The 25,695-nt window shown below is 59.6% G+C and carries 36 protein-coding genes; 10 read left to right on the plus strand and 26 right to left on the minus strand.

Going from position 1 to position 25,695, the window contains the following annotated elements:
- Positions 1-48 precede the first annotated feature (48 nt).
- Positions 49-222 carry a hypothetical protein gene (locus AKV04_RS26065; RefSeq protein WP_156317390.1) on the plus strand — a complete coding sequence of 58 codons (174 nt, stop codon included), beginning with the start codon at positions 49-51 and terminating at the stop codon, positions 220-222.
- Between the two features lie 67 nt (positions 223-289).
- On the opposite strand, the gene ccoP is transcribed toward AKV04_RS26065, so the two are convergent.
- From ccoP to ccoN, 4 genes are read right to left on the minus strand one after another with little or no spacing between them, the layout of a single operon-like run.
- On the minus strand, positions 290-1,168 hold the full coding sequence (ccoP, locus tag AKV04_RS05685; protein WP_054005477.1) for a cytochrome-c oxidase, cbb3-type subunit III: 879 nt from the start codon (positions 1,166-1,168) through the stop codon (positions 290-292).
- Between the two features lie 3 nt (positions 1,169-1,171).
- Positions 1,172-1,363, minus strand: a complete 192-nt coding sequence (locus AKV04_RS05690; RefSeq protein WP_054005478.1) for a CcoQ/FixQ family Cbb3-type cytochrome c oxidase assembly chaperone — start codon at positions 1,361-1,363, stop codon at positions 1,172-1,174.
- A gap of 10 nt (positions 1,364-1,373) precedes the next feature.
- A complete protein-coding gene (gene ccoO, locus AKV04_RS05695; RefSeq protein WP_054005598.1) occupies positions 1,374-2,099 on the minus strand; it encodes a cytochrome-c oxidase, cbb3-type subunit II in 726 nt (241 codons plus the stop codon).
- A 15-nt stretch (positions 2,100-2,114) separates the two neighbouring features.
- Positions 2,115-3,722: a cytochrome-c oxidase, cbb3-type subunit I gene (gene ccoN / locus AKV04_RS05700; RefSeq protein WP_054005479.1), complete on the minus strand. Its 1,608-nt coding sequence runs from the start codon at positions 3,720-3,722 to the stop codon at positions 2,115-2,117.
- A gap of 226 nt (positions 3,723-3,948) precedes the next feature.
- Here ccoN and AKV04_RS05705 point away from each other — a divergent pair, with 226 nt between their 5' ends.
- On the plus strand, positions 3,949-4,797 hold the full coding sequence (locus AKV04_RS05705) for a universal stress protein (RefSeq protein ID WP_054005480.1): 849 nt from the start codon (positions 3,949-3,951) through the stop codon (positions 4,795-4,797).
- 51 nt (positions 4,798-4,848) lie between these two features.
- On the opposite strand, the gene AKV04_RS05710 is transcribed toward AKV04_RS05705, so the two are convergent.
- On the minus strand, positions 4,849-5,595 hold the full coding sequence (locus AKV04_RS05710) for a DUF1013 domain-containing protein (protein WP_054005481.1): 747 nt from the start codon (positions 5,593-5,595) through the stop codon (positions 4,849-4,851).
- A gap of 153 nt (positions 5,596-5,748) precedes the next feature.
- Here AKV04_RS05710 and AKV04_RS05715 point away from each other — a divergent pair, with 153 nt between their 5' ends.
- Positions 5,749-6,387, plus strand: coding sequence for a ribonuclease T2 family protein (locus AKV04_RS05715; RefSeq protein WP_054005482.1), 639 nt, complete (start codon positions 5,749-5,751; stop codon positions 6,385-6,387).
- Between the two features lie 233 nt (positions 6,388-6,620).
- Here the strand turns inward: AKV04_RS05715 and AKV04_RS26630 are convergent, their stop codons facing one another.
- From AKV04_RS26630 to nth, 3 genes are all read right to left on the minus strand, one after another.
- Positions 6,621-6,791, minus strand: a complete 171-nt coding sequence (locus tag AKV04_RS26630; protein WP_202905572.1) for a hypothetical protein — start codon at positions 6,789-6,791, stop codon at positions 6,621-6,623.
- A 253-nt stretch (positions 6,792-7,044) separates the two neighbouring features.
- On the minus strand, positions 7,045-8,028 hold the full coding sequence (locus AKV04_RS05720; RefSeq protein WP_054005483.1) for an adenosine kinase: 984 nt from the start codon (positions 8,026-8,028) through the stop codon (positions 7,045-7,047).
- Positions 8,025-8,669, minus strand: a complete 645-nt coding sequence (gene nth, locus AKV04_RS05725) for an endonuclease III (RefSeq protein ID WP_054005599.1) — start codon at positions 8,667-8,669, stop codon at positions 8,025-8,027. Before nth ends, AKV04_RS05720 begins: the two co-directional genes overlap by 4 nt.
- Positions 8,670-8,771: 102 nt before the next feature.
- Here nth and AKV04_RS05730 point away from each other — a divergent pair, with 102 nt between their 5' ends.
- The 3 genes from AKV04_RS05730 (at position 8,772) to AKV04_RS05740 (ending at position 11,276) form a co-directional block, all read left to right on the plus strand.
- Entirely contained in the window at positions 8,772-9,602 is an 831-nt protein-coding gene (locus AKV04_RS05730; protein WP_054005484.1) for a methylated-DNA--[protein]-cysteine S-methyltransferase, read from the plus strand.
- A gap of 135 nt (positions 9,603-9,737) precedes the next feature.
- The gene (locus AKV04_RS05735; RefSeq protein WP_054005485.1) at positions 9,738-10,391 is read left to right on the plus strand and encodes an OmpA family protein; all 654 of its coding nucleotides are present in this window, start codon (positions 9,738-9,740) and stop codon (positions 10,389-10,391) included.
- Between the two features lie 117 nt (positions 10,392-10,508).
- Positions 10,509-11,276, plus strand: a complete 768-nt coding sequence (locus AKV04_RS05740; RefSeq protein WP_054005600.1) for a FadR/GntR family transcriptional regulator — start codon at positions 10,509-10,511, stop codon at positions 11,274-11,276.
- A gap of 59 nt (positions 11,277-11,335) precedes the next feature.
- On the opposite strand, the gene AKV04_RS05745 is transcribed toward AKV04_RS05740, so the two are convergent.
- From AKV04_RS05745 to AKV04_RS05765, 5 genes are all read right to left on the minus strand, one after another.
- Positions 11,336-11,902, minus strand: a complete 567-nt coding sequence (locus AKV04_RS05745; RefSeq protein ID WP_054005486.1) for a F0F1 ATP synthase subunit B family protein — start codon at positions 11,900-11,902, stop codon at positions 11,336-11,338.
- Positions 11,903-11,906: 4 nt separating this feature from the next.
- Positions 11,907-12,455 carry a F0F1 ATP synthase subunit B' gene (locus AKV04_RS05750; RefSeq protein ID WP_054005487.1) on the minus strand — a complete coding sequence of 183 codons (549 nt, stop codon included), beginning with the start codon at positions 12,453-12,455 and terminating at the stop codon, positions 11,907-11,909.
- 83 nt (positions 12,456-12,538) lie between these two features.
- Positions 12,539-12,778: a F0F1 ATP synthase subunit C gene (locus tag AKV04_RS05755; protein WP_054005488.1), complete on the minus strand. Its 240-nt coding sequence runs from the start codon at positions 12,776-12,778 to the stop codon at positions 12,539-12,541.
- 60 nt (positions 12,779-12,838) lie between these two features.
- Positions 12,839-13,609: a F0F1 ATP synthase subunit A gene (locus AKV04_RS05760; RefSeq protein WP_407638404.1), complete on the minus strand. Its 771-nt coding sequence runs from the start codon at positions 13,607-13,609 to the stop codon at positions 12,839-12,841.
- 1 nt (position 13,610) lies between these two features.
- The gene (locus AKV04_RS05765) at positions 13,611-13,973 is read right to left on the minus strand and encodes an AtpZ/AtpI family protein (RefSeq protein ID WP_054005490.1); all 363 of its coding nucleotides are present in this window, start codon (positions 13,971-13,973) and stop codon (positions 13,611-13,613) included.
- 204 nt (positions 13,974-14,177) lie between these two features.
- On the opposite strand from AKV04_RS05765, the gene AKV04_RS05770 reads away from it, so the two are divergent.
- Complete coding sequence (locus tag AKV04_RS05770; RefSeq protein WP_054005491.1) at positions 14,178-14,528, plus strand: ArsR/SmtB family transcription factor; 351 nt, start codon at positions 14,178-14,180, stop codon at positions 14,526-14,528.
- Positions 14,529-14,780: 252 nt separating this feature from the next.
- A complete protein-coding gene (locus AKV04_RS26070) occupies positions 14,781-14,948 on the plus strand; it encodes a hypothetical protein (RefSeq protein ID WP_156317391.1) in 168 nt (55 codons plus the stop codon).
- Here AKV04_RS26070 and AKV04_RS05775 read toward each other — a convergent pair.
- The 13 genes from AKV04_RS05775 to AKV04_RS05835 all read right to left on the minus strand — a co-directional run bounded on the left by AKV04_RS05775 (position 14,917) and on the right by AKV04_RS05835 (position 23,758).
- Complete coding sequence (locus tag AKV04_RS05775) at positions 14,917-15,726, minus strand: division plane positioning ATPase MipZ (protein ID WP_054005492.1); 810 nt, start codon at positions 15,724-15,726, stop codon at positions 14,917-14,919. The genes AKV04_RS26070 and AKV04_RS05775 overlap by 32 nt on opposite strands.
- Before the next feature lie 70 nt (positions 15,727-15,796).
- Complete coding sequence (locus AKV04_RS05780; protein ID WP_156317392.1) at positions 15,797-16,225, minus strand: hypothetical protein; 429 nt, start codon at positions 16,223-16,225, stop codon at positions 15,797-15,799.
- 97 nt (positions 16,226-16,322) lie between these two features.
- Positions 16,323-16,544 (minus strand): 50S ribosomal protein L31, encoded by a 222-nt coding sequence (rpmE, locus tag AKV04_RS05785; RefSeq protein ID WP_054005494.1) that lies wholly within the window; start codon positions 16,542-16,544, stop codon positions 16,323-16,325.
- An 11-nt stretch (positions 16,545-16,555) separates the two neighbouring features.
- A complete protein-coding gene (gene rplS, locus AKV04_RS05790) occupies positions 16,556-16,930 on the minus strand; it encodes a 50S ribosomal protein L19 (protein ID WP_054005495.1) in 375 nt (124 codons plus the stop codon).
- 432 nt (positions 16,931-17,362) lie between these two features.
- The gene (gene trmD / locus AKV04_RS05795) at positions 17,363-18,196 is read right to left on the minus strand and encodes a tRNA (guanosine(37)-N1)-methyltransferase TrmD (RefSeq protein WP_054005496.1); all 834 of its coding nucleotides are present in this window, start codon (positions 18,194-18,196) and stop codon (positions 17,363-17,365) included.
- Positions 18,197-18,227: 31 nt separating this feature from the next.
- Positions 18,228-19,127 carry a hypothetical protein gene (locus AKV04_RS05800; RefSeq protein ID WP_054005497.1) on the minus strand — a complete coding sequence of 300 codons (900 nt, stop codon included), beginning with the start codon at positions 19,125-19,127 and terminating at the stop codon, positions 18,228-18,230.
- A gap of 96 nt (positions 19,128-19,223) precedes the next feature.
- Positions 19,224-19,733 (minus strand): ribosome maturation factor RimM, encoded by a 510-nt coding sequence (rimM, locus tag AKV04_RS05805; RefSeq protein WP_054005498.1) that lies wholly within the window; start codon positions 19,731-19,733, stop codon positions 19,224-19,226.
- Between the two features lie 67 nt (positions 19,734-19,800).
- Positions 19,801-20,157 (minus strand): 30S ribosomal protein S16, encoded by a 357-nt coding sequence (gene rpsP / locus AKV04_RS05810; protein WP_054005499.1) that lies wholly within the window; start codon positions 20,155-20,157, stop codon positions 19,801-19,803.
- 42 nt (positions 20,158-20,199) lie between these two features.
- Positions 20,200-20,496 (minus strand): chorismate mutase, encoded by a 297-nt coding sequence (locus AKV04_RS05815; RefSeq protein WP_054005500.1) that lies wholly within the window; start codon positions 20,494-20,496, stop codon positions 20,200-20,202.
- On the minus strand, positions 20,493-21,023 hold the full coding sequence (locus AKV04_RS05820) for a GNAT family N-acetyltransferase (RefSeq protein ID WP_054005501.1): 531 nt from the start codon (positions 21,021-21,023) through the stop codon (positions 20,493-20,495). Before AKV04_RS05820 ends, AKV04_RS05815 begins: the two co-directional genes overlap by 4 nt.
- Positions 21,020-21,556 carry a GNAT family N-acetyltransferase gene (locus AKV04_RS05825; protein ID WP_054005502.1) on the minus strand — a complete coding sequence of 179 codons (537 nt, stop codon included), beginning with the start codon at positions 21,554-21,556 and terminating at the stop codon, positions 21,020-21,022. Before AKV04_RS05825 ends, AKV04_RS05820 begins: the two co-directional genes overlap by 4 nt.
- Positions 21,553-23,052 carry a signal recognition particle protein gene (ffh, locus tag AKV04_RS05830; RefSeq protein ID WP_054005503.1) on the minus strand — a complete coding sequence of 500 codons (1,500 nt, stop codon included), beginning with the start codon at positions 23,050-23,052 and terminating at the stop codon, positions 21,553-21,555. Before ffh ends, AKV04_RS05825 begins: the two co-directional genes overlap by 4 nt.
- Positions 23,053-23,251: 199 nt before the next feature.
- Entirely contained in the window at positions 23,252-23,758 is a 507-nt protein-coding gene (locus AKV04_RS05835; protein ID WP_156317393.1) for a hypothetical protein, read from the minus strand.
- 146 nt (positions 23,759-23,904) lie between these two features.
- Here AKV04_RS05835 and AKV04_RS05840 point away from each other — a divergent pair, with 146 nt between their 5' ends.
- Together AKV04_RS05840 and AKV04_RS05845 are read left to right on the plus strand one after the other, a co-directional pair.
- The gene (locus tag AKV04_RS05840; protein ID WP_054005505.1) at positions 23,905-24,786 is read left to right on the plus strand and encodes a LysR family transcriptional regulator; all 882 of its coding nucleotides are present in this window, start codon (positions 23,905-23,907) and stop codon (positions 24,784-24,786) included.
- The gene (locus AKV04_RS05845) at positions 24,783-25,685 is read left to right on the plus strand and encodes a DMT family transporter (protein WP_268871780.1); all 903 of its coding nucleotides are present in this window, start codon (positions 24,783-24,785) and stop codon (positions 25,683-25,685) included. The genes AKV04_RS05840 and AKV04_RS05845 overlap by 4 nt, the downstream gene beginning before the upstream one ends.
- The last annotated feature ends 10 nt before the right edge of the window (positions 25,686-25,695 follow it).

Below are 25,695 nucleotides of genomic sequence, written 5' to 3' on the forward strand. Positions count from 1 at the left end.
CACTTTGAGCGATATTACTTACATCAAGCAACCCCTATGAGGCCCACCATGTTAGGAATTCTTGCAGCCGCCTTTGGCGTCGCCACCCGCACCGATCACCCCAGCGCGCCGCAGATCGACCACCGCACCAGCCGCGAAAAGCTAGTGGCACAGCGCCGCTGGGATGATGAGTACTTCTGGCAAGGCCGCAGCGGCACCCCCGGCGATGGCCATGGCCGCTAAATGCTCCGCCTGAAATGAAACCGCCCCCGGCGTGAACCGAGGGCGGTTTTGGCTGCCAGTCGAGGAATTACTCGCCGCCACCCAGACTATGAACATAAGTCGCCACAGCCCGGATTTCATCCTCAGACAGCTTGCCCGTCCAAGCCGGCATCACGCCATAACGCGCTTTCGTCACAGTATCGGTCAAGGTCGCCACGTCACCTCCATAGAGCCAGATCGCATCCGTCAGGTTCGGCGCACCGAAGTCACGCATCCCCTTGGCATCCTCGCCATGACAGGCCACGCAATTCTCGGCAAACACCGTACCCCCCGCTGTTGCCAGTCCGGCGTCATGATCCTGACCCGAGATTTGCAGCACATATTGCACCACCTGGTCGATCTGCGGTTTCTCCAGAATACCATCCACCCCAAAGGCAGGCATCTGCGACAAACGCGCATCCTCATCGGTGGTGTTACGGATGCCGTGCGTCACCGTGGTATGGATCGCCGCCATATCGCCGCCCCACAGCCAGTCGTTGTCCAAGAGGTTCGGATAGCCCTTGCCCTGCACCCCCGCGGCACCCGATCCATGACACTGCGCGCAGTTGTTCTTGAACAAAGACGCCCCGGCCGACACCGCAAAGGTCTTCAACTCGTCATTGGCGGGAATACTCGCCAAATCCGCCGCCACCAGTTTGGCTTTGATCCCGGCATTGGCATCGTCAAACCGCTTGATATCGGCCTCGACATCCGCCCGCTGGTTCGACCCGATCACCCCCTGCGTATGGCCCGAAATCAGTGGCCACGCCGGATAGGCAATCGTATAGCCGATCCCCCAGATGATCGTCAGATACAGCACCCACAGCCACCATCGCGGCATCGGGTTGTCATATTCTTGAATACCATCCCAAACGTGCCCGGTTGTCGGCACCTCACGCGGGGCTTGCTTCACTTGCTTGGCGCACATGGTTTACGCCTCCTCGGTTTGCGGCGCGGGGGCCGCAGGTTTCTGATCATGGCGGAAGATCGAATTCGCAATATCGTCATGGGTCTTGCGAGAGCCCGGACGCCATGCCCAGACAAACACCCCCAGAAAGAACAGCGTCAGGAACAACAGCACCCAACTGTCAGCGAATTCGCGCAAGAGACTATAGAGTTCCATGAGCCGCCCCCTAGCGTTTCGGGTCAGGAATGAAGGTCGAGAAATCGACCATCGTGCCCAACACCTGCAAATAGGCCACCAGCGCATCCATCTCGGTCAGCGCAGGCTGACCATCGAAATTTGCCACCGTGAACTTGCCATAACGCGCCTCAAGCCCCGATGTGTCCGCGTTCGGATCGGCCTGCGCCGCGAAATCGGCCTTCGCATTGACCAAGTCATCATCGGTATAGGGCACGCCCACCATGCGATGCGTCGCCATGATATCGCCGATATATTTGCCGTCGATTTCGGCATCCATCAGGAAGCTATACTTTGGCATCACCGATTCCGGCACCACCGCCTGCGGGTCGATCAGGTGATCGACATGCCAAGCGTCCGAGTATTTGCCGCCCACTCGCGCCAAATCCGGCCCGGTGCGCTTGCTGCCCCATTGGAACGGATGATCATACATCGACTCGGCGGCAAGGCTATAATGGCCATACCGCTCCACCTCATCCCGCATCGGCCGGATCATCTGGCTGTGGCAGTTGTAGCAGCCCTCGCGGATGTAAATATCGCGCCCTGCAAGTTCCAACGGCGTGTAGGGGCGCACCCCTTCCACCTTTTCAATGGTGTTCTGCAAGTAGAACAGCGGTGCGATCTCTACGATACCGCCGATGGTCACCACCAACAGGCTGAGAACCATAAGCAAGGTCGCATGGGTCTCAATCTTTTTGTGTTTGTCGAGAAAAGCCATATCCATGCCCTCCGGTTATTCAGCAGGAACGGCGTTGTTCGCGTTGATCACTGCCCTTGCAGGCTGTGCGCGCACCGTCATCCACAGGTTAAAGGCCATGATCAGCGCCCCGGTCAGGAACATCCCGCCGCCCAGACCCCGCACTACATACATGGGGAACTTCGCGGCCACCGTGTCGGCAAAAGCGTTCACAAGGAAGCCATTGGCATCGACTTCGCGCCACATCAGGCCTTCCATGATCCCGGTCACCCACATCGAGGACGCGTAAAGCACGATCCCAATCGTCGCCAACCAGAAGTGCCAGCTGACCAGTTTCAGGCTGTAAAGGCTTTCGCGGTTCCACAAACGCGGTGTCAGGAAGTAAAGCGCCCCGAAAGTGATCATGCCGTTCCAGCCCAAAGCGCCGGAATGAACGTGACCAATCGTCCAGTCAGTGTAATGCGACAGGCTGTTGACGGCCTTGATGCTCATCATCGGGCCCTCAAACGTGCTCATGCCGTAGAAGCCGATGGAAACCACCATCATCCGAATGATCGGATCGGTGCGCAACTTGTCCCATGCGCCCGACAGCGTCATCAGACCGTTGATCATGCCACCCCAGCTTGGCATCCACAGGATGATCGAGAACACCATGCCCAAGGTACCCGCCCATTCCGGCAAAGCGGTGTAGTGCAAGTGGTGCGGACCGGCCCAGATATACAGAAAGATCAGCGCCCAGAAGTGGATGATCGACAGCTTATAGCTATAGACCGGACGCTCGGCTTGCTTCGGCACGAAGTAGTACATCATGCCAAGGAAGCCCGCGGTCAAAAAGAAGCCCACCGCGTTGTGGCCATACCACCACTGCGTCATCGCATCCTGCACGCCCGAGAACACCGGGACCGATTGCGAGGACAGAATACTGACGGGAATAGCCATGTTGTTGACCAAATGCAGCATCGCCACCGTGATGATCATCGATAGCAAGAACCAGTTGGCGACATAGATATGCGGTTCACGGCGTTTCCACAGCGTTCCCATGAACACCAAAAGGAAAGCCACCCAAACAATCGTGATCCAGATGTCGATATACCAGACGGTTTCGGCATATTCCTTGCCCTGCGTGCCGCCCGTGATGTACGAGGTTGCCGCCAGAACGATCATCAACTGCCAACCCCAGAACACGAACCAGCCCAGATTGCCGCCCCAAAGCCGCACACCACTGGTGCGTTGCACGATGTAAAACGAGCTCATGATCAGCGCGTTACCGCCAAAAGCGAAGATCACCGCAGAGGTGTGCAGCGGACGCAGACGACCAAAGTTCAGCACACCATCGGTGATGTTGCCCAGGTTCAGCGACGGAAACGCCAACTGAAATGCAATGACCACGCCCACCAGAAACCCCACCACGCCCCAGAAGGTCGTCGCAATCACCCCGGCGCGCACCACGCCGTCCATATATTCATTTGCCGGATGCAGCCGCACCTCGCCCACATGCCGGATCTCCCACAGAAAGGTGAGAGAAGCGGCGATCATGACGACGATTGCGTTCACCATATACGGCAGATCATGCGCGAAATTGGCCGCGATCGCGGCCAGAACCGCGATCGTGCCAAGCACGATCAGTTTAACGTAATCCCACATTTTGCGTCCCTTCGACTTTGGTCCGGTCCGCTGCTTTATCCGGCTTTTAGAGCCAGACTCAGACCACGGCCAACGCTTTTGACTGATCCGCTTCTGGCAGTCCGGACCGATGTGGGCCTTGATCCATATCAACAAACCCCCATCTAAAGTTGATCGAGGTCAAGGCGGTGCGCTGTGCCGCAAGGCATAGTCGCGCCATGACACCACCCAAAGGGGAGACCGTGTGATGGACTACAAAACGATTCTGACCGTGCTGACCAACCCCACCGACGCCAAACTGGCGATCAGCGCCGCAGCAAGGCTGGCCCGCGCGCAGGACGCTCATCTTGATGTGCTGGTGCTGGGCGTGGATCGCACCCAGATGGGCTATTCCTACATTGGCACCGGGGCAGTTCTGATGCAGGTCGGTATTGACCGCGCCGAGGCCGACGCCAAAGCGCTGGAAGTTGAAGCCCGCGCCGCTCTCGCCGCCGAAGGCCCCGATCTGCGCTTCAGTCTGGAAACCGTGATCACCCAACTTGGCGCGCTGACCGATCTGGTCTCCAGCCGCGCCCGCTTTGCCGATCTGGTGGTGCAGCCGCGCCCTTACGGTCCCGGTGCCACCTCTGACGCCGAGGCCGTGGTCGAAGCCGCGCTGTTTGACGGCAAAGCCCCGGTTCTAGTGCTGCCCGCCGCGGGTTTAGGCAAATACACCCAGCCCAAACGCATCGTGTTGGCTTGGAACCAAAGCGCCGAGGCCATGGTCGCCGCCCGGCGCGCCTTGCCCTTCCTGAAATGCGCCGACAGCGTCAACATCACGGTGATCGACCCGCCGACGCAAGGCGAGGAACGCTCCGATCCCGGTGGCATGCTCTGCCAGCTTTTGACCCGCCACGGCGTCCATGCCGAGGTTTCAGTCCTCGCCCGCACCCTGCCGCAAACCTGCGACGTGCTGACCCGCCACGCCATCGACCAAAACGCCGATATGCTGGTGATGGGCGCCTACGGCCATTCGCGGCTGCGCGAGGCGATCTTGGGCGGCACCACCCGCTACATGCTGGAACGTGCCGAAATCCCGGTGCTGATGGCGCACTAGCCCAAACAAAAACCCCGGCCACAAGGACCGGGGTTTTTAATCACCTAAAGATCAACGACGCACATCGTCGTCTTCATCCTCGTCATCATCATCGCCATGCGGCAGATTGAAGAAGCTATCGGCATCCGAGAAATCAGCTGGCTTTTCTTCCTGCTCCTCGCGGGTGAACTGCGCCAGACCGGAAGGCATTTTCGCCTCAGTATCCATCCCCAGCGACTGCTCGGTTGACACCAGCTTGCGCCGTTCGTCATCGCTCATCACCGAGCCTTCCGCCGCCTTCTTGCGCACCGCAATCTGCACGGCGGCATCCAATTCAGACTGCTTGCACAGCCCCAGTGCCACCGGATCAATCGCAGTGATGTTGTTGATGTTCCAATGCGTCCGCTCACGGATCGCCGCAATCGTAGGCTTCGTGGTGCCGACCAGCTTGCCAATCGCGCCATCCGACAATTCCGGGTGGAACTTCACCAGCCACAGGATCGAGGCCGGACGGTCCTGCCGCTTTGAGAGCGGCGTATAGCGCGGCCCACGGCGTTTTTCTTCACCAACAGCCGAGGCATTAAACTTCAGCTTCAGCTTATACAGCGGATCCTTCTGGCCCCGCTCAATCTCGATCGCGTCCAACTGGTTGTTGCCAACCGGATCGAACCCCTTCACCCCGGTCGCCACATCGCCATCGGCAATGCCCTGCACTTCCAATTCATGCATCCCGCAAAACTCTGCCACCTGGCGGAAGGTCAGCGTGGTGTTGTCCACCAGCCAAACGGCGGTCGCTTTGGACATCAAAGGCTTCGACATCGGAAATCTCCTCAGCGTTTGCCCACGCAGACAGGCGGGCCTTTACAAATCTTCCCCGAGCCGGGAAAACGGCTGCGACCGAGGCCGCGAAGTTTTCGTTTTCAGGGAAATCTTCGCCCATATACTGCGGTTTTCGACAAAGGGAAAGTGGTAATGCGTCAACTGGCCTTAGTGATCGCGGCGATTTGTTGCGCTGGAATGGCGCAAGCCCAAGGCGAGAAAGCAGGCGATTTCGACTATTACGTCATGTCGCTGGGCTGGTCCTCCAACTGGTGCGCCCTCACAGGCGACGACCGAAGCGACCCGCAATGCGACGCCGGGCGCGGCCTGACATGGACCCTGCATGGGCTCTGGCCGCAATTTGAGTCCGGCTATCCCTCCGACTGCCGCACTGTCCAGAACGACCCCAACCGCAACGATTCCGCCCAGATGGCCGACATCATGGGCGGCGCGGGCCTCGCGTTCTACGAATGGAAAAAACACGGCCGCTGCTCCGGCCTCTCCGCCAAATCCTACTATTCCACCATGCGCAAAGCCTACAAAACCGTGGTGATCCCACCAATCTTCGCCAAAATCAGCAAAGACTTGCACGTCCCCGCCTCAGTGATCGAAGACGCCTTCGCCGAAGCCAATCCCCAGATCGCCCGCGATCAGATGACCGTCACCTGCACCCAAGGCATGATCCAAGAACTGCGGATTTGCCTGACGAAAGACTTGGAACCACGTCGCTGCGGTGCGGACACGATCAAGGATTGCACGCTGAAAGATGCGGGGTTGGAGGCGGTGCGGTAAAACGCCCTTCGATCCCACCACACAGAGGGCCGCTCGCGGCGGCCGGGTGGGCGAGCAACAGTCATTCTAGGCGATTTATAGAGCAACCAATCCCACAGAAGTTCTAAGCGGTACAGCTCAAAGCACCCGCCCGAGGGGGCGGTTGGGCGCTGCCCAGCGGCGCTAAAGCGCCTTGTTTCCGGGCTGGAAATTTACCTGAAAAGCTTCAGTCAAAAAAGGACAGCCGTCCTTCGTCATTTCGCCTCAGCCGCCTTCGCCGCCGCGGCCGCCTTCATCCGCGCCACCAGTTCTTCCTTGCTGGCCTTGCCGCCGGTCGCAGATTTCTCAGCGCCGAGTCCCTTGCCAACCCGGTGCTTCGGCACGTTCTTGTCGCCCTTGGGATTGCCCGATTTGCCGTAATCCATAGTGTCGCCTCATATCCAACAGTGTTGCCTTAGGTCATGCCCGAATCCACCGCCTCCCGCAACCCACAGCGAAAATCTCAAGCCCAATTGAATATCAGGCCCAAAACGAAGCCTTCACAGCTTCATCTTGGCCCAAATACTCCCTGCGGAGCTTCTTAGGTCAGACCGGGGGCAAAAGTTAACAAAACCTTAAATTGAGCACATCAACCCATTGATAAGTATCATATAAATTTGGTCCCGAGTCGGGACCACCCTAAATCAGCCCTTCACCCGCAAACAAATCCGCCAAATTCGCCTCCGGTCGCGCCCCGAAATGCCCGATCACCTCCGCTGCCGCGACGCAACCCATCCGCCCCGCAACTTCCAAAGACCGCCCCGTCGCGATCCCATACAAGAACCCAGCGGCGAACTGATCGCCCGCCCCGGTCGCATCAACCGGCACCACCCGGCGCACCGGAACCACGGCCCGCTCCTCGCCCCGAATGACGATCACCTCGTCCCCCGACCGCGTGCAAACCACCAGCCCGGCATCCCCAGCCGCCAACTTCAAGGCCGCGTCCAGATCGGTCTGATACAGGCTCGACCACTCATGCTCGTTGCCGATCACATAATCCAGATCCTTGACCAACCGGCGGAAATCTCCCCGATGCCGATCGACACAGAACGGGTCCGATAGCGCAATCCCCGCCTGCCCCCCCGCCGCTTGACACAGCTTCGCCGCCCGCTCAAACGCCTGCATCCCCTTCGGCTTGTCGTAAAGATAGCCTTCAAGGAACAGCACCGCCGCGTCCCCCGCGACCTCATCCGAGACATCCTCTGGCCCGAGTTCCGAGGAAATCCCCAGATAGGTGTTCATTGACCGCTCCCCATCCGGCGCCACAAAAATCATCGAACGTGAGGTCGGCAACTCCCCCCCCGCCACCGGAGCATTGACAAAATCCGTGCCTCCCTCGGCCATCGAAGTCGCATAAAACCGTCCCAAAGCATCATCATGCACCCGCCCAATGAACGCCGTGGTCAGCCCCAGATTGCCCAGACCCGCCAAAGTATTGGCCACAGACCCACCCGGCGCCTGCACCCGTCCTGCCATTGCCGCATACAAAAGCTCGCCGCGCTCGCGCTCGACCAGTTGCATGATACCCTTTTCGATGCCCATCATCTCAAGAAAACTGTCGTCCGCCTGCGCGAACACATCCACAATAGCATTGCCGATGCCGACAACCTGATAGCGTTTCATAGGGTCTTTTCCTCGAACAGGCAGTCATCAGCAATCGGGCAGATGCCGCATTTGGGTTTGCGCGCGATGCAGATATACCGCCCGTGCAAGATTAGCCAGTGATGCGCGTGGCGCTGAAATTCGGCAGGGACGTTGTCTTCAATCGCGCGCTCGACTGCGGTCTCATCTTTCCCCGGAGCAATGCCGGATCGGTTGCCCAGCCGGAAGATATGCGTGTCCACCGCTTGCGAGGGCTGGCCGAACCACATGTTCAACACCACGTTGGCGGTTTTGCGCCCCACCCCCGGCAAAGACATCAACGCGGCGCGGCTAGAGGGCACTTCGCCACCAAAATTGTCGATCAAAAGCTGCGAAAGCTTGATCACGTTCTTCGCTTTGTTGCGATACAGCCCAATGGTCTTGATATGTTCGATCACGCCGTCTTCGCCTAAAGCCAGCATTTTGGCAGGCGTGTCAGCAATGGCAAACAGCTTTCGGGTAGCCTTGTTCACCCCCACATCGGTCGCCTGTGCCGACAAGGCCACGGCTACGACAAGGGTAAAGGCGTTGGTATGCTCCAATTCCCCCTTCGGCTCGGCCTCCAAGGCTTGGAACCGGGCGAAAATGCGCTGCATGGCGGGGTAATCAAGCTGGCGTGTCATCGCCCCGATATGCCCGATGCCAAACAGCCGAGCAAGCATAAGCGCAGGAATCGGGTCGCGAATACCTCACCGTGGCCTTATCTTGGGTGCAAGGAGACAGTTATGACCGATCAATCCAGCTATCACTACGCCGTCATTGCCCGCGCCTTGAAGATCATTGACGCGGGCGGTCCCGGGCAAAGCCTTGATGATCTCGCCGCCCAGATGGGCATGAGTGCTGCACATTTTCAGCGCACGTTTTCGCAATGGGTCGGTGTCAGCCCGAAACGCTACCAACAATATCTGACGCTGGACCATGCCCGCCGCCTACTCGCCGACCGCTTCACCGTGCTGGAAACCGCCCATGCGGCAGGCCTTTCTGGGGGCGGTCGCCTGCATGATCTGTTCCTGACATGGGAGGCGATGAGCCCCGGCGATTACGCCACCGGGGGTGCGGGTCTGCTGATCCGCTGGGGATATTTCCAGACTCCGTTCGGCGAGGCTTTGGTGATGGCCACGGATCGCGGCATCTGCGGCCTTGGATTTACCGAGGAATTTGGCCGCGATTGGTCAATGAATGATCTGACTGCCCGCTGGCCGCAGGCGAGCTATATCGAGGATCAAAGCATTGCGCCGCTGGTCAACGAGGCCATGGCGGGCCGCGCGGCTCGCCTGCATCTCATCGGCGCACCCTTCCAACTGAAGGTGTGGGAGGCTTTGTTGCAGGTGCCCTCAGGCCATGTCACCACCTATTCCGAACTGGCGGGGGCTGTCGGCCACCCGACGGCGCAGCGGGCGGTGGGTACGGCTGTTGGGCGCAATCCAATCAGCTTTCTGGTGCCCTGCCACCGTGCTTTGCGAAAATCGGGCGGCTTGGGCGGCTATCATTGGGGCCTTCCGGTCAAACGCGCGATCCTTGCATGGGAATCCGCGCGTGAGGATGCAAGGGTCTGATCTCGCCCTTACGCCATTGTTTCACATTTGCGCGATAAATTGCCAGTGACGCGCGGGAACCATGCCCCCCGATCCGCGTTGCTGTATACACGGGATTGAGGCCGAAGCGGCCCACCCAGCAGATTAGAGGCAGCTATGAAGTTCAAATCCCCGGTTATCATATCCACCGTCGCGCTGTTGGCGCTGACCGCCTGCGTCAATCCTGATGCTTATCCAAATGACCCAAATGCCCGCGCGAAAAACGGCGCGATCGTTGGCGGCCTGTTGGGCGCTGTCGCGGGCGGCACCAGCAAAGGCGACGACCGTCTAGCGAAAGCTGTGATCGGTGGCGCTTTGGGTGCGGCCGTTGGTGGTGCGATTGGTTCCAGCTTGGACGCGCAAGCGGCTGACCTGCGCGGTTCGCTTTCTTCCAACGTTTCGGTCACCAACAACGGCCAGTATCTGGTTGTAAACATGCCGCAAGACGTGCTGTTCGCCAGCGACAGCGCCACCTTGCGCCCTGACCTTACTTCGGACCTGCGCGCCGTGGCTTCGTCGCTGAACCGTTATCCGAATTCAACCATCGAAGTGATCGGTCACACCGACAACACCGCATCGGCGGCGTATAACCAAGACCTGTCGCAGCGTCGCGCCTCGGCTGTGGCCAATGTGCTGATCGGTTCGGGTGTGCCTGCGCGTCGCGTCGCCGCCTATGGCCGTGGCGAAGATCAACCGATTGCCTCGAACCTGTCGGCATCGGGCCGCGCGCAAAACCGTCGCGTCGAAATCATCATTCGTCCGACCAAGTAAGCTTCGGATTATGGCGCAAAGGGCCGGGGAAAACCTCGGCCCTTTGTCATTGCGGCCTTTGTGATTGAGACGCAGCCGGATTGGTCATATATTTGCACCAATCAGCTGGAGCCATTCATGCCCTTCCTCAAAATCGACGCGGAGAAACTGTCGCAATCGGTGGTGCAGCAGATCGAACTGTTGATCCTGCGTGGTATCTTGCGCCCTGGCGAGCGTCTACCGTCCGAGCGAGAATTGTCTGAACGCATGGGCGTCTCACGGCCCAGTTTGCGGGAAGCCGTGGCGGATTTGCAGGCGCGGGGGTTGCTCTCCAGTCGCCCCAATGCTGGTATTTTTGTGGCCGAAGTTTTGGGGTCAGCCTTCTCGCCAGCACTCGTTGGCTTGTTTTCCGCGCATGAGGAAGCGGTGTTCGATTACCTCGACTTTCGCCGTGACATGGAGGGGTTAGCGGCAGAGCGTGCAGCGCGACTGGGGTCAGACACCGATTTGGCGGTGATCGCCGCGATTTTCGCCAAGATGGAGGCAGCCCACGCCAAGCGCGACCCGTCGGATGAAGCAGAGTTAGACGCGAATTTTCACATGGCAATCATCGAGGCCAGCCATAACGTGGTGATGCTGCATATGATGCGATCGATGTATGATTTGCTGCGGCAGGGTGTGTTCTACAACCGTCAGGTGATGTTCAAAAATCGGCTGACCCGTGATCACCTGTTGGATCAACACCGTGCGATCAACACGGCCATTCAGGCCCGTGACCCAATGGTAGCGCGCGAGGCGGTGGCGACACATCTGGGCTTTGTTGAGGCTGCGATGGCCGATCAGATCAAAGCCAACCGGAATGAGGCGATTGCCCGTCAGCGCTTGCAGCATGAGCAGTCGAAATAGGTCGGTAGAAATGAAAAAGCCCGGCGCAAAGACCGGGCTTTCCCAATACTTCCAGATGCTTAGTGGAACTTAGCGTCAACCGTGGCAATCGCCGCGTCAATCGAAGCCGAGGCAGTTTCCGCAGTTGCCTGCTTGGCCAGAACTTCGCCCGCCGCAGCCACCGCCACCGAAATCGCGCTTTCACGGATTTGGCGCAAAGCCGAAGCTTCTGCCGAAGCGATCTGCTCCTCTGCCGCTACCAGACGGCGCGCGATCGAGTCTTTCAGATCAGCCTTGGCTTGCTTGGCAGCTGCCTCAGCTTCTTCTTTGGCGGAGGCGATGATGCGGGCGGATTGCTCCTGCACCTCTTTGTGCTTGGCATCGTAGGACGCTAGCAGCGCCTTGGCTTCGTCACGCAGGGCGCGCGCCTCGTCCAACTCAGCCTTGATGCGGGTTGCCCGCGCATCCAGCGCGGTGGCCAGTTTGGCCGGAACCCCGGTGTACAGCAGGATGCCCACGAAGATCAGGAAGGCCAGCAACACCACGAAGTTGGTGTTGCGCAGACTGACCAGTGGTTCGCCATGGTTATTGCCGGTCAGAACCGCGACAACGCCAAGCAACGCGATGATGTAAAAGATCTTTTTCATCGCGTTACCCTTTCAGCCGAGCAGTGACTGCCGCTGTGATCGACCGGGCATCCGCCGTGCCGCCCAAAGCTGCCACCAGTTCTTTGGCGGTGTCTTTTGCCACTTCCGTGATGGCTGCTTGCGCGCCAGCCCGGATTTCATCAATCCGGCCCGCCGATTCTGTGGCTTTCGCCGCGATCTGGGCATCGGCCTTCGTGATGGCTTTGTTCAGGTCAGCCTGAATCTCGGCCTTGGCTGCCGTGACGATTTTGCCTGCTTCGGTGCGGGCCGAAACCAACGCATCGTTATAGGCCTTCTCGGCTGCAACAGCCTTCTGCTTCAACTCTTCGGCTGCCGCAAGATCGTTGATGATCGTGCCGCGCCGGGTGGCCAAAGTGCCGCCGATGCGTGGCAAAGCCACCAGCTTCAGCACGAAGAAGATCACCAGCAGGGTGACGACAAGCCAGAAGATCTGGTTTACGAAATGGGTCGGGTCCAGCTGCGGCATACCTGCCTTAGCGGCCTCGTGCGCAACTTCCGTTGCGGCTTCAGTGGTCGTGGTCGTGGTCGCCATTTTGCCCTCCGTCGGACCCTTTTTGAAGTTCAAGGGCGCCGCGCAATGGCGGCACCCCTGACCGTAAGGATGCGAGCGTCAGATCAGACTGCGAACATCAACAGCAGAGCGACGAGGAACGAGAAGATCCCCAAAGCTTCTGCGAAGGCCAGACCGATGAACAGGGTCGCGGTTTGCGAGCCAGCTGCCGAAGGGTTGCGCAGAGCGCCCGCCAGGAAGTTGCCAGCAACATTGCCAACGCCGATTGCGGCAGCGCCGGAACCGATAGCGGCCAGACCAGCGCCGATGAATTTGCCGAGTGCGGCTGCGGTTGCGAGATCCATGATATTCTCCTTACGATGGAATAGGTTAGATTAGGTTACGACATAGCGTTAAGTTCGGGGTTAGTGGCCCGGATGCAGCGCATCTTTCAGGTAAACGCAGGTCAGGATGGTAAAGACATAGGCTTGGATGAAGGCCACAAGAACCTCCAGCGCGTAGATTGCGGTGATCGCCAGAACCGACACCGGGGTCACCAGCACGCCAATCCCTGAAATCAGGATCATCGGCGCAAAGGCGGCGAACACTTTCATAACTGCGTGGCCTGCCATGATGTTGCCCGCCAAACGAATGGAATGGCTGACTGGGCGCACGAAGTAGGAAATCAACTCGATCACCGCGATGATCGGGCGCAGGATCAGCGGCGCGTCTTTCATCCAGAACAGGCCAAGGAAGTGGAAGCCGTGCTTCCAGAAGCCCAGCAGGGTGACGAACAGGAACACGCCCACGCCCATGATTGCCGTGACCGCGATATGCGAGGTTGGTGAGAACGACCCGGGCAGCAGGCCGAGCAGGTTCGAGAACACGATGGTCAGGAACAGGGTCATCACCATCGGGAAGTATTTCGCACCATCTTGACCAGTCACATCGACGACCATGTTATGCACAAAATCATAGCCGAGCTCGCCCACCGACTGCATCCGCGACGGGATCAGCTTGCGACCAGCCGAGCCCACAACGAAGAAAATCACCACGGCTACAGCGGCCAACAGCAGCCAGACGGTCGCGTTGGTGACGGTGTACCAGTGGATCGGGCCATCGCCAAACAGCGGATGAACCTCAAACTGCTGGAGCGGATGGAACGACAAACCACCTTCTTGCGCTTCGGCTGCCACGTCAGTCTTCCTCTTCATCGTCGGCCACCGGAGTGGCGTTTTGTTGCGGGTCAACCGCCGCAGCGGTCGCTTTATCCTGCATCTCTTTTGCCGAGCGCAGCATGGTTTTGACCCCTGCCGCAAACCCCGCCAACACGAACAGCACGAGGAATATCGGCATGGTCCCAAACAAGGTATCCAGTCCGTATCCGATGCCGAAACCGATCAGAAGACCGGCCACAAGTTCTATCACCATGCGCCATGCCAACTGGGCCTGACGATGGTTATCCTCTTGCGCAGAGCGCCGGGGCGCGGCGGCGGCTTTGGCGGTTTCAATCCGCTTTTCGAGGGCGGCAAGGCGCTCACGATCTGCGTCGGATACCACGGCAAAAGCCTCCAGAGGGTTGGGGGATACCTACGGATTGGGGGGCTGTGAGTCAAGCGGGGAAAGTGCGGCTTAACCATTTGATTTTACTTCATATTACAGCACCGCGTTGAAAACCTAGTCTACGATTTATCTGCGATTGCAGCGCCTTGCATATTCAACCATTTGGTTGACGATCCTGTGAGGCCTTGTGATAGTCGTGTCATGGCCGCCAATCTTGATACCGTTTTCTCAGCCCTTGCCGACCCGACGCGGCGGACGATTTTGGCTATGCTGCTGGAAGATGATATGGCCGTCACCGATGTGGCTGAGCCGTTTCAGATGAGTCTGACTGCGATTTCCAAGCATCTGGGTATTCTGACAGAAGCTGGATTGATCAGCCGCGAAAAACGTGGGCGGGTGATCTGGTGCAAGCTAGAGCCGGACGCGATGCGCAATGCATCGGTGTGGATGCAGGGCTTCGGGCAATTCGAGCCGGTTGATCTGGACGCCTTCGAGCGGTTTTTGGAGGGCGAATTGGCGGAAGCGGATGCCGAAGCCGAGACGCAGGGTTAATATTTTGATTTTACGTTGGAATGTCTGCGATACCCCCTTTTGACGCGCGGCATGACGTCGGCACTACGCTGGCTTTCGCCGCGCAATCTGATGTTTACGGCACGCATAAACCGAGGCGCGCCAAGTCCGGAAAAGAAACCCACTGTTTCCCTCGTTGTAAAAACGGCCCGAAACTAACGCTAGTCGGACATTTTCCCGCCGCGATTCAACTCCAGATTGGGCCCATCGAAACGAAAGCCGCAGGAGACCACCATGAAATTCGGATACGCCCTGTTCGCCCGCTTTGGCCTGTTCGCCCGCAAGGCCGAAGCTGGTCCTGACATGTTCGAGATGCGGTTAGAACGCACCCGCACCCGTGAGGCGCGGCGTGAAGCCCAGCCGATGCTGTTCAGAACGAGACTGTCACCCCTGGAAGCTTAAGCTCTTTCATCAGGTCGCGCAGTTCTTGCCGGGCTGCGATGTTGGACAGGTTCAGCTGATCCACCCCGGTATCTTTGAGATCCAGCAGGGTCAGACCGCGCGGGAACAGTTCGCGGAAGATCACCCGCTCGGAAAAACCGGGCGAGACGCGGAAGCCGATGCGCTTGGAAAGTTCCTCCAGAGCAGCCCCGACCTTCTTCTTGTTGTGCATCTGTTGAGCGCCCAACCGATTGCGCAGCACGATCCAGTCGATGGGCTTCAGGCCCGCCTGTGCGCGCAACTGCCGCGCATTCCAGACCATTTCAGAATAGATTGAGGGGCCTTTGACTTTGCCAGTTTCGGCATCGACGCGGGCGAGCAGATCGAAGTCGATAAAACTATCGTTCAAAGGCGTGATCAGCGTATCGGCGAGAGAGTGCGCCACCTGAGACAGCCGGGTGTGGCTGCCGGGGCAGTCGATCAGGATGAAATCGGACACTGCTTCGAGTTGCGCCACCGCCGCTGACAGCCGCGCGTCAAAAGCGTTCTCGCCTTGCGCCAGCGATCCGGCCTCAATCTCGGGCAGATCGCGATAATCGGGGGTGGGCAGGTCAAGACCCGCGCGGGCAAGGAAGGCGCGGCGGTTCTCGACATAGCGACCGAAGGATTTCTGCCGCAGATCAAGGTCCAAAGCCCCAACCCGATGCCCCATCCGGCACAATGCGGTTGCGACATGCATACAGGTGGTCGATTTACCCGAGCCGCCCTTTTCATTGCCGACAACGATAATATGCGCCATGCCGCTTGTCCCCTTTGGTCTATCAGGCTTCCTATACGGATAGCGGCGGAAAGGGGAAGCGGGAAGTTGCTTATGAAATCGGCTCAGGTCCTTCGCAGCGCTGCACCATGTTGATGCACTGATTGGCAGGCCAGTCGGTGCGGTGCCAGCAATAGCGGTCGGGGTTGATCAGGAGGCGCAACTCCCAGACCACAAGCGCGCCGCTGGGGGTGCGGCCATCGTCATCATCGAACTCGATTTCAGCCCCATCCGGCGTCGTCCGCCGGATAGTGAACGCGATATCCGAGCCAACAAAATATTGCCCATCCACATCGAGGACCAACACCTCAATCGCACCGCGCTGGCTATCTTGCGAGAGGGTCAACCGTTGCCGCGTCCATTCGCAGCTTTCCATCACAGGGTGCGGATCGCCATATAGTCCGGGCAGACGCTGAAACGCGTCTGCTTTTGCGACGCAGGGCGTGGCGCATAACAACAAGGCGGCTAAAACGCGAGACATGCTGCCCCCTTACCGCAAAATTGCGGCGAAATCTTGGAGCATCAAATGAAAAAGGGCGCCTCCGCAGAGACGCCCCAATCTGTGCAGCGGTGTGGGATCAGAAACCCAGACCGGCGTATTTGTTCTTGAACTTCGACACGCGGCCACCGGTGTCCATCAGTTTGGCCGAGCCACCGGTCCAAGCCGGGTGTGCCAGCGGGTCGATGTCCAGCGCCATTTGGTCGCCTTCTTTGCCCCAAGTGGTTTTGGCTTGGAACAGGGTGCCATCGGTCATTTTGACGGTGATGGTGTGATAGTCGGGGTGAATTCCGTCTTTCATCGCTCTGCTCCTTACTCGGCTTTGGGTTTGTAATTGGTGTCTTCGACGATCCGGGCCGATTTGCCGCGACGATCGCGCAGATAATACAGCTTGGCGCGGCGCACGCGGCCACGACGGACCACCTCGATGCTGTCGATGTTGGTCGAATACAGCGGGAACACACGTTCCACGCCCTCACCAAACGAGATTTTGCGGACGGTGAACGAAGCTGCGATGGTCGAGCCGCCTTTACGGGCGATGCAGACGCCTTCGTAGTTCTGCACGCGCGAGCGGGTGCCTTCGGTCACTTTATAGCCGACTTTCACGGTATCACCGGCTTTGAAATCCGGGATTTTCTTGCCGAGCGCAGCGATCTGCTCGGCTTCAATGATGGCGATCAAATTCATCGCAGTTCCTTTGTTTGCAGGGTTTTCCCCGACGTGATGCAGCCGTAGAGCTTCTGGTCTTCGATCGGGTCGCCACAGAATTTTGTGACCCCGCCAGAGATGCGGCTAGCTTTTGAAGTCCGAATTTCGGGCCAAACTTGCGGAAGAAGGCAAGCATTGCGGCCAAAAGGAATCGGGCCCGATAGGCTTTTGACCCCGGACTACGGGCGTATAGGGTTTGTGGGGGGATGGGTCAAGAGGCCTTGGGTGTCCACGCGTGGACAAGGGTGGCGTGTATGTAAAATCAATGGGTTAGCATTGGGTTGATAAGGATTTGTTAACGGTTGGAGTGCGGAAATCGCGAAGCCTCCGGCGGGGTTATTTGAGCAGAGAGGATGACCCAAGGAATTTGCTCTTTTTGAAATACTCCCCGCGGAGCGTACAACCGATCCACTAGGCTTTCCGCCGCAAATAAGCCTGCCACAGATCAGGCCGCCGGGTCTTGGTGATCTCCTCGGCCTGCGCTTGGCGCCATTTGGCGATGGCGGCGTGGTTGCCGGATTGTAGCACTTCGGGGATCGGCAGATCATTCCAGATGGCGGGGCGGGTGTATTGCGGGTGTTCCAGCAGGCCGTCGGAAAAGGATTCCTCTACCGTCGACTCTTGATTTCCCAGCACTTTCGGCAGCAGGCGCACGGTGGCGTCGATCAGGGCGGTGGCCGCGATCTCGCCCCCGGTCAGCACGAAGTCGCCAAGGGAGACTTCTTCGATGTCGTGGTGATCGAGCAGGCGCTGATCGACGCCTTCAAAGCGACCGCAGAGCAGCGTGACGCCATCGCAGGCGGCAAAGCGGCGGGCCATGGCTTGGTTGAACGGCTTGCCGCGTGGGGAAAGGTAGATCACCGGCCAGCGATTGCGGTCGCGCGGGGTGTGCTGGGCCGCATCGGTTAGGGCCGCGTCCAGCACATCGGCGCGCAAAACCATGCCCGCGCCGCCGCCTGCGGGCGTGTCATCAACGTTCAGGTGCTTGCCCTGCCCGAAGCTGCGCAGGTTGATCACGTCGAGCGCCCACAACCCCAAATCCAGCGCTTTGCCGGTCAGCGAAATCCCCAAAATGCCGGGGAAGGCATCGGGCATCAGGGTGATGATTTTGGCGCGCCATGCATCTTTGACGTGCAAAGGCTCCTCCATCAAATCGCGCGGCTTCAGGCTGGCGCGGATCGAAATGCGGCCATGCGATTTGCTGGGTGGGGTGTCACTGGCGGGCGTGTCGGGTGTGTCGGTCATACTGGCTTTTAGCCTGTCGCGGGCACCCCTGCTAGGCCAAACCATCCTCGGGTTGGGCGGCATTTGTCGCGGCGATCAGATCGCGCAACGGGGTTTCGGCGGCGGAATTGAGGTATTTCGCCAGCCATTCCGCCAGCAGATCGGAGCTGGGGGACTTGCCCCAGATATCCGGGTCTTGCGGCATGGCAGCGCGGAGGCGGGTGGCGAACAGGCCGATCAACTCGGGGTCTTCGGGCAGCAGAGCCAGTGCCAGCGTTGGACCGTCGCCGTGCACATCGGTGATCAGGGCCGGATCGGTGCTGTGCAGGATCAGGGCGATGATTTCGGCGCGGGCGGCACCTGTACGGGCGCGTTCAAACAAAGCGGTGCGGATAAAAGCGGGGTCGGCATGGGCAGATAGCGCCAGCAGGTGTTGGGCCACGGTGGCAGGGGTGGTGTCATCGGGCAGATCGGCCAAGGGAGCGATCATGCGGCGCGCGGTGTTCAACTCGCTGCGTTCCACCGGATTGCCCGGATGGGCGACTTGATCAATGGCGTGATCGAGAAATGCGTTGGTTTCATTGATCTTCCACGGGTCCCAGATCATCCGGGCCAGAGGGATCGACAGGAAGGAAATCGCGACGGGCAGCATTTCGGAATAGGGTGGCACGAAACCCAAGGCTCCGCCGATGCCGCGACCGACACCGAACAGCAGGGCCACGAACAGCAGTTGGATGGCGGCGTTGCTGAACAGGGTGGCCCAAGCCTGATACTGGGTCCAGTCGTGGAACTGGCGCGGCCAGTTTTGCGGGCGAATGATGAATTGCCAGAGTACGAACAGCAGGGTGAAGACTGGCACCAAGGGCCAGCCATAGCCGCCCAAGCCCGCCATCAGCGGCCCGATGTAAAGCAGAGCGGTTGCGCCCATCAGCCATCGCATACGGTTGTGCATCACGCCCCCTTACAGCCCTGCGCAGAGTGGCGTGGCGGCGGATTTTAGTCTAGCAGTTTTTGATTTGATCACACGTCGCTTGCCCTAAAGCGGTTTTTAATCAAGACCTTCTGGCGGATCGACGATGATGCGGCCAGCGGTGAGGTCTACCGTGGGGACTGCTTTGAGCGTGAAGGGCAACAGCAAGCCGGATTTCAGGCCGGGGCCTGCAATTTCCAACAGATCGCCCGCGCCGTGGTTGTGTACGGCTTGCACGCGGCCAAGTTCTTTGCCGCCAGTGTCGAACGCGGCGAGGCCGATCAGATCGGCGTGGTAAAATTCATCATCGGGCAGGTGGGGGAGTTTTTTCTTGTCAACATATAGGCTTATGCCTTTCAGGGCATCGGCCTGTTCTTTGGTTTCCACGCCTATGATGCGCGCGCCAAGACCGCCTGCGACGGGGCGGGTCAGTTTGATTTTGTAGGTGGTTTGGCCGTCTTCGCTGTAAAGCGGGCCATAAGACGCGATGGCTTCGGGGTCGGTGCAGAAGCTTTTCAGCCGCACTTCGCCTTGCACGCCGAAAGAGCCTGCGATGGCGCCGACGCAGATGTGGTCTGGGTTGGGCATGAGACTCTCCGATGCTAAGATGCGGCCCCCGGATGGGAGCCGCAGTTTTCAGGAATCAGCAAGCTGATTATTCAGCAGCTGCCGGTGCTTCTGCGCGCGCGGCTTTCTTCTTGGTCAGTTCGGCCATACGTTTGCCTGGGACGGCCGATTTCGGGTTCGAGCGGACCTTTTTCGCCAGCACACCAGCGGCTTCCAGCATACGCGCGATACGGTCGGTTGGCTGAGCGCCTTGGCTCAGCCAATATTGCACGCGCTCCATATTCATTTTCACGCGCTCTTCGCTGTCTTTGGCCAAGAGCGGGTTATAGGTGCCCAGCTTTTCCAGGAAGCGGCCATCGCGCGGGTTGCGGCTGTCGGTGGCGACGATCGAATAGTGCGGGCGCTTTTTCGAACCACCGCGGGCGAGGCGAATTTTCATGGACATGGTGTAGTCTCCTTAGGTTTGGTTGGAACCGCGTGTCTGCGGTTATTTCTGAAGTTGTTCGTGATGCCTGATGACTTCGGAGATGATGAAGGTCAGGAATTTCTTGGCGAATTCGGGGTCGAGGTCGGCTTCTTTCGAAAGCCATTCCAGCCGTTCGATCTGGCGCGCTTCGCGGCTGGGATCGGACGGGGGAAGATCGTGTTCGGCTTTCAGACGCCCCACGGCTTGGGTGCGCTTGAAGCGTTCGGCAAGGGTGTAGACGAGGATCGCATCGAGGCGGTCGATGCTCTCGCGGTGGTCTTTCAACAGTTCGGCGGCGATGGTGGTGGCGTCGGTCATTGTAGGGACTCCGGGGCGGGGTGACGCCAGATTTGGCTGGCACCGAAGGTTTCGTGGATGAAATCGCCGTCGCGAGTGCAGCCCATGCGCTGCGCCAGCGCCTGACTGCGCAGGTTATTATCGGCGATCAGGCTGATGGCGGTTTTCCAGCCAAGGCTGTCATAGGCAAAGTGGCGGGCAGCGCGGGCGGCTTCGTGTGCCAGGCCTTTGCCTTCGGCCTCAGATGCCCAGATCGACCAGCCGAGTTCGGGTTCTGGCCAGCCTTCGGGGAACCACGGGCCTGCCATACCGAGGGCGGCGTCGGTGGTTTTGTCGGCCAGAATGAACATCGAATAGCCACGATGCAGCCAATGCCCGGTTAGATGGCCAAAGCTGCGCCAAGCCTGCGCGCGGCTGACGGGCCCACCGACATAGGCGCTGCGGGGCGAGGCGAGGAAAACCGCCATCGCCTCAAAATCCGACGACTTCGGCCCACGCAGGCGCAGGTTTGCGGTTTCGATCACCGGGATGCCCGTGAGTTCGATCATACCAGTCTCCGCAGATCGTGGCGGATCACCACATCGGTGGCGTCCGCGCCGGGGGCATCGGTTTGCACGCCGCCAAGGCGCAGGCCAAGCGCGATGGACCGGGCGTTGCCGGGGTCGATGTAGTTGTCGATATGATCCCACCCAAAGGTATCATGCGCCCAAACCATCACAGCGCGGGCGCCTTCGCCGGCAAGGCCACGGCCTTCGGCGTGATCGACCACATACCAGCCGAGTTCGGGTTCGGGATAGCCCATCGGTTGATAGACGCCAACTTCGCCAAGGTATTCGCCGGTCTCGCGATCATCCATCGAGAACGGACCAAAGCCCATCAGCGGCCATTGACCTACCTCGGATGCGAAAATCCGCCACGCCTGCTCGGCAGTAAAAGGCCCACCTTCCCAGATCGCACGGTCGGAGGCGTAGAACGCTTGGCGGTGCGCGAAATCTTCGAAACGCGGCATACGCAGACGCAAACGCTCGGTCGCAAGGACCGGCGCTGTGGCGTGGGCGATATGCTGCGGACGGGTGATCATTTCTTCTTCATCAATCCCGAAAGGCTGGAGGGCAGCGACAGACCGCGCGGCATACCGGGGAATCCGCCGCCCATGCCGAGACCTTGTTTCATGCCTTTGGCGGCTTCGGCCATGGCTTCGGGCGACATGTTGGCCATATCGGGCATCCCGCCCTTGGCACCAATCATCTGCTTGATGGCGTTTTTCATGGCACCACCTTTGCCCATTTTCTTCATCATATCGGCCATTTGCTTGTGCTGCTTCAGAAGCTTGTTCACTTCTGACACCTCAAGCCCTGCTCCGGCGGCAATGCGCTTTTTACGCGACGCGGCCAGCAGATCGGGGTTGGCGCGCTCTTTCTTGGTCATCGAATTGACCAAGGCGATCTGATGGGTCAGCATTTTGTCGTTAAAGCCCGCAGCTTCGGCTTTCTTGGCCATGCCGCCCATGCCGGGCATCATGCCCATCACGCCCTGCATCCCGCCCATTTTCTGCATCTGTTCAAGTTGGCTTTTCAGGTCGTTCATGTTGAACAGACCCTTGGCGAAGCGCCGTGCCATCCGCTCGGCTTGTTCGGCCTCAAAGGTTTCGCGGGCCTTTTCGACCAGCGCCACAATGTCGCCCATGCCAAGGATGCGGCCTGCAACACGTTCAGCCTCGAACGTCTCCAGCGCATCCATCTTTTCGCCAAGACCGACAAAGCGGATCGGCTTGCCGGTGACAGCGCGCATCGAAAGCGCGGCACCGCCGCGACCGTCGCCGTCCATCCGGGTGAGGACAACCCCCGAGATGCCGACTTTGGCGTCAAATTCCGAGGCTACGTTGACCGCATCTTGCCCGGTCAGACCATCGACCACCAGCAGGGTTTCGCGGGGCTGGGCGATGTCGCGGACGGCTTGGATTTCCGCCATCAGCACTTCGTCGATGTGCAGACGGCCAGCGGTGTCGAAGAACACCACGTCATAGCCCCCCATCGCGGCTTGGGTTTTCGCGCGTTTGGCGATCTGGACGGCGGATTCGCCTTTGACGATCGGCAGGCTGTCGACGCCGACTTGCGCAGCGAGGATCGCCAACTGCTCCATAGCCGCCGGGCGGTTGGTGTCGAGCGAGGCCAACAGCACGCGCTTGCCGTTGCGCTCTTTCAGGCGCTTGGCCAGCTTGGCGGTGGTGGTGGTCTTGCCCGAACCTTGCAGACCGACCATCAGGATGGCGGACGGCGGGTTGTCGATTTTCAGCGCTTCGGGTTCATCATCGCCCGCCAGCACGCGCACGAGTTCGTCGTGGACGATCTTGACGACTTGCTGGCCGGGAGTGATCGACTTGGTGACAGCTTGGCCAATGGCGCGGACTTTGACGGCTTTGACGAAATTGCGCGCGACTTCCAGCGACACGTCTGCATCCAGCAGGGCAGTGCGGACTTCGCGTAGCGCGGTGTCAACGTCGGCTTCCGAGAGCGCGCCGGCCTTGGTCAAGCGGTCGAACACGCCACCAAGGCGTTCTGACAGGCTTTCAAACATCACGCTCTCCTAGATCAAAACCCCGATATGGGGCGCTACGGCGGGTTTCCCAAGGCCAATGCGAAACAGCACCTGTGGGCGCAACGCGCTGACAGGTGGCGATCCCGGCATAAGCCAAGGGACCGGAAGCGGTTGCCTCCGGGGGAATTGGTTCGGGCGATACGCGGTTGGGGGGGCAGAGTCAAGCAGGGCTGGGTGATCAGCGTTTTTTCGGACGCTTTTGGGTCTGCCCGGTCTTTTGGTTCAACCAAGTGTTGATTTGTTGCACCGCTGTCTTTGCTTCTGATCCCGAGCGGAAGATTGCGGATAGGGGGAGTGGTGGGCCAGAGGTGAAGCTCAGCACGGCGCGGTGACTTGGCCCGGCCCTGCTGTCGCCGTCATTGGCGCTGGTTTCCAACACCGCCTTGGTCACCTCGGCCAAGGGACGGCTTTGCTCGCGGGCACCTAAGACACCGATGCTGCGCAGGGTCAGCGAATTGCTGGGGCGGTCGAACACCGCCACCTCTTGCCGCACGAAGACGATGAACACCACGCCGAACAGGCCAAACAGCAGCGCGAGGACGGTCAGATCGCTGTGATCGTTTGAGAAGAATTTGGCCAGCCAGATCGCCGCGAACAGCAGCATGGCAGCGGCGATCCCGATGCCCATCAGCACCGGTCTTTTGCGCAGCACCAAGCGATCCGGCGATGAGGAAACAAGCTTCATGATGGCCTCTGGCGGCTTGAACACCCTGACCTTAGCATCCGCCTAAGCAGCGCTTCGGGCAAGCCTTATGTCTAAGCCGACAAACCCCTTGCTTTATCTGCAGCCTTTGCTGATTTATGTGCGCAAATGCACAGGGGATCTGCTCGATGGATAACTGGGACGAGATCAGGACGGCGTTTCAGGTGGCGCGGATGGGCACGGTCTCTGGGGCGGCCGAGGTGATGGGGGTGCATCATGCCACGGTGATCCGGCATATCGACAGTCTGGAAAAGCGGTTGGGGGCGAAGCTGTTTCAGCGCCATGCGCGCGGTTATACGCCGACGGAATCCGGGCGGGATTTGTTATCGGTGGCGCAAACCACCGAGGATCAGTTTGGTCAGCTGGCCAGCCGGATCAAGGGTCAGGGCGAGACCGTGGCGGGCGAGTTGGTGGTGACCTCAATCACCGGGATTGCACATCTGCTGGCGCCGGTTTTCGCGACCTTCCAAGAGGCGCATCCGGCGGTGGTGATCCGGTTTCTGACCGATATGCGGCTGTATCGGCTGGATTATGGCGAAGCGCACGTGGCGATCCGGGCGGGGGCGACGCCGCAAGAGCCGGACAATGTCGCGCTGCCCTTGGTGAAGATGCAGTTCGGGCTTTATGCCTCGAAAGCCTATGTAGCACGGCATGGGCTGCCGAATGGCGAAGCCGAGCTGGTGCTGCACCGTTTCGTTGGCGTTGATAACCTTGATAACCGCGCGCCGTTCTATCGCTGGCTGCGGGAACGAGTGTCGCAAGATCGGCTGACCTTCCGCGTCAACGAGCCTGCGGCATCGGAAGCGGCGGTGAAGGCGGGGATGGGGCTGGGGTTCATGCGGGCGCATGAGGCGCGGCTGGACCCCGATCTGGTCGAGGTGATGGCACCGATCCCGGAATGGGACTCGCCGCTCTGGATCGTGACGCATGTGGATTTGCACCGGACCTTGAAGGTGCAGAGCTTCCTGAGCTGTTTGCGGCAATCGGCGGCAACGTGGTGCAGCGCTTGAGGCTTTGGGCCACATTAAGCCCACCCCAACGTGGCCATGTTGCGATGTTGGCGTTTTCAGCCCTGGTCGCGGGCAGCTTTAGTCTGGGGGCAATGGCGGCCCCGCATGTCTCGCCCGCGGCCTTGACGGTGGCGCGGTTTGCTTTGGCAGGGGCTCTGGTGGGGCTGGCGGCATTTCTCACCGTGGGGGTGCCGCGCAAGACATGGGCGGCACCGTGGCGTTATGTCGTCTTGGGCGGGTTGCTCGCGTGTTATTTCGTGCTGATGTTCTGGGGCTTGCAGACGGCGGAAGCCGTGCCGACGGCGGCGGTGTTCACGCTGACGCCGTTGATGGCGGCAGGGTTTGCCTGGCTGCTGTTGGGGCAAATCACCACCGTCCGGATGGGTTTGGCCTTGGCGATCGGGGCTGTTGGCGCGCTGTGGGTAATCTTTCGCGGTGATCTGGCAGCTTTGGCGCGGTTTGAGGTTGGACGCGGCGAGGTGGTCTATTTCTTCGGCTGCATTGCACATGCGCTTTATGCGCCGATGGTGCGAAAACTGAACCGGGGCGAGCCTGCATTGGTGTTCACCTTCGGCATGATGCTGGCAGGCTTTGTGATTCTGTGCCTGTGGGGTTGGCGCGATGTGCTGGTGACGGATTGGGCCGCCCTGCCCGCTATCGTGTGGATTTGTTTGGTTTATGTATCGGTCGCGGCCTCTGCGATGACCTTTGTTTTGCTGCAATTTGCCACGCTGCGACTGCCTTCGGCCAAGGTGATGGCCTATACCTATTTGGTGCCAAGCTGGGTGATCCTGTGGGAAATCGCGCTTGGCCGCGCAGCACCGCCGATAAATGTGCTGGGCGGTGTCATTCTAACCGCTTTGGCTTTATTCCTGCTGTTGAAGGATGAAACGGCATAGCGTAAACGTT

The organism is Cypionkella psychrotolerans (assembly GCF_001294535.1).
GTDB lineage: Bacteria > Pseudomonadota > Alphaproteobacteria > Rhodobacterales > Rhodobacteraceae > Cypionkella > Cypionkella psychrotolerans.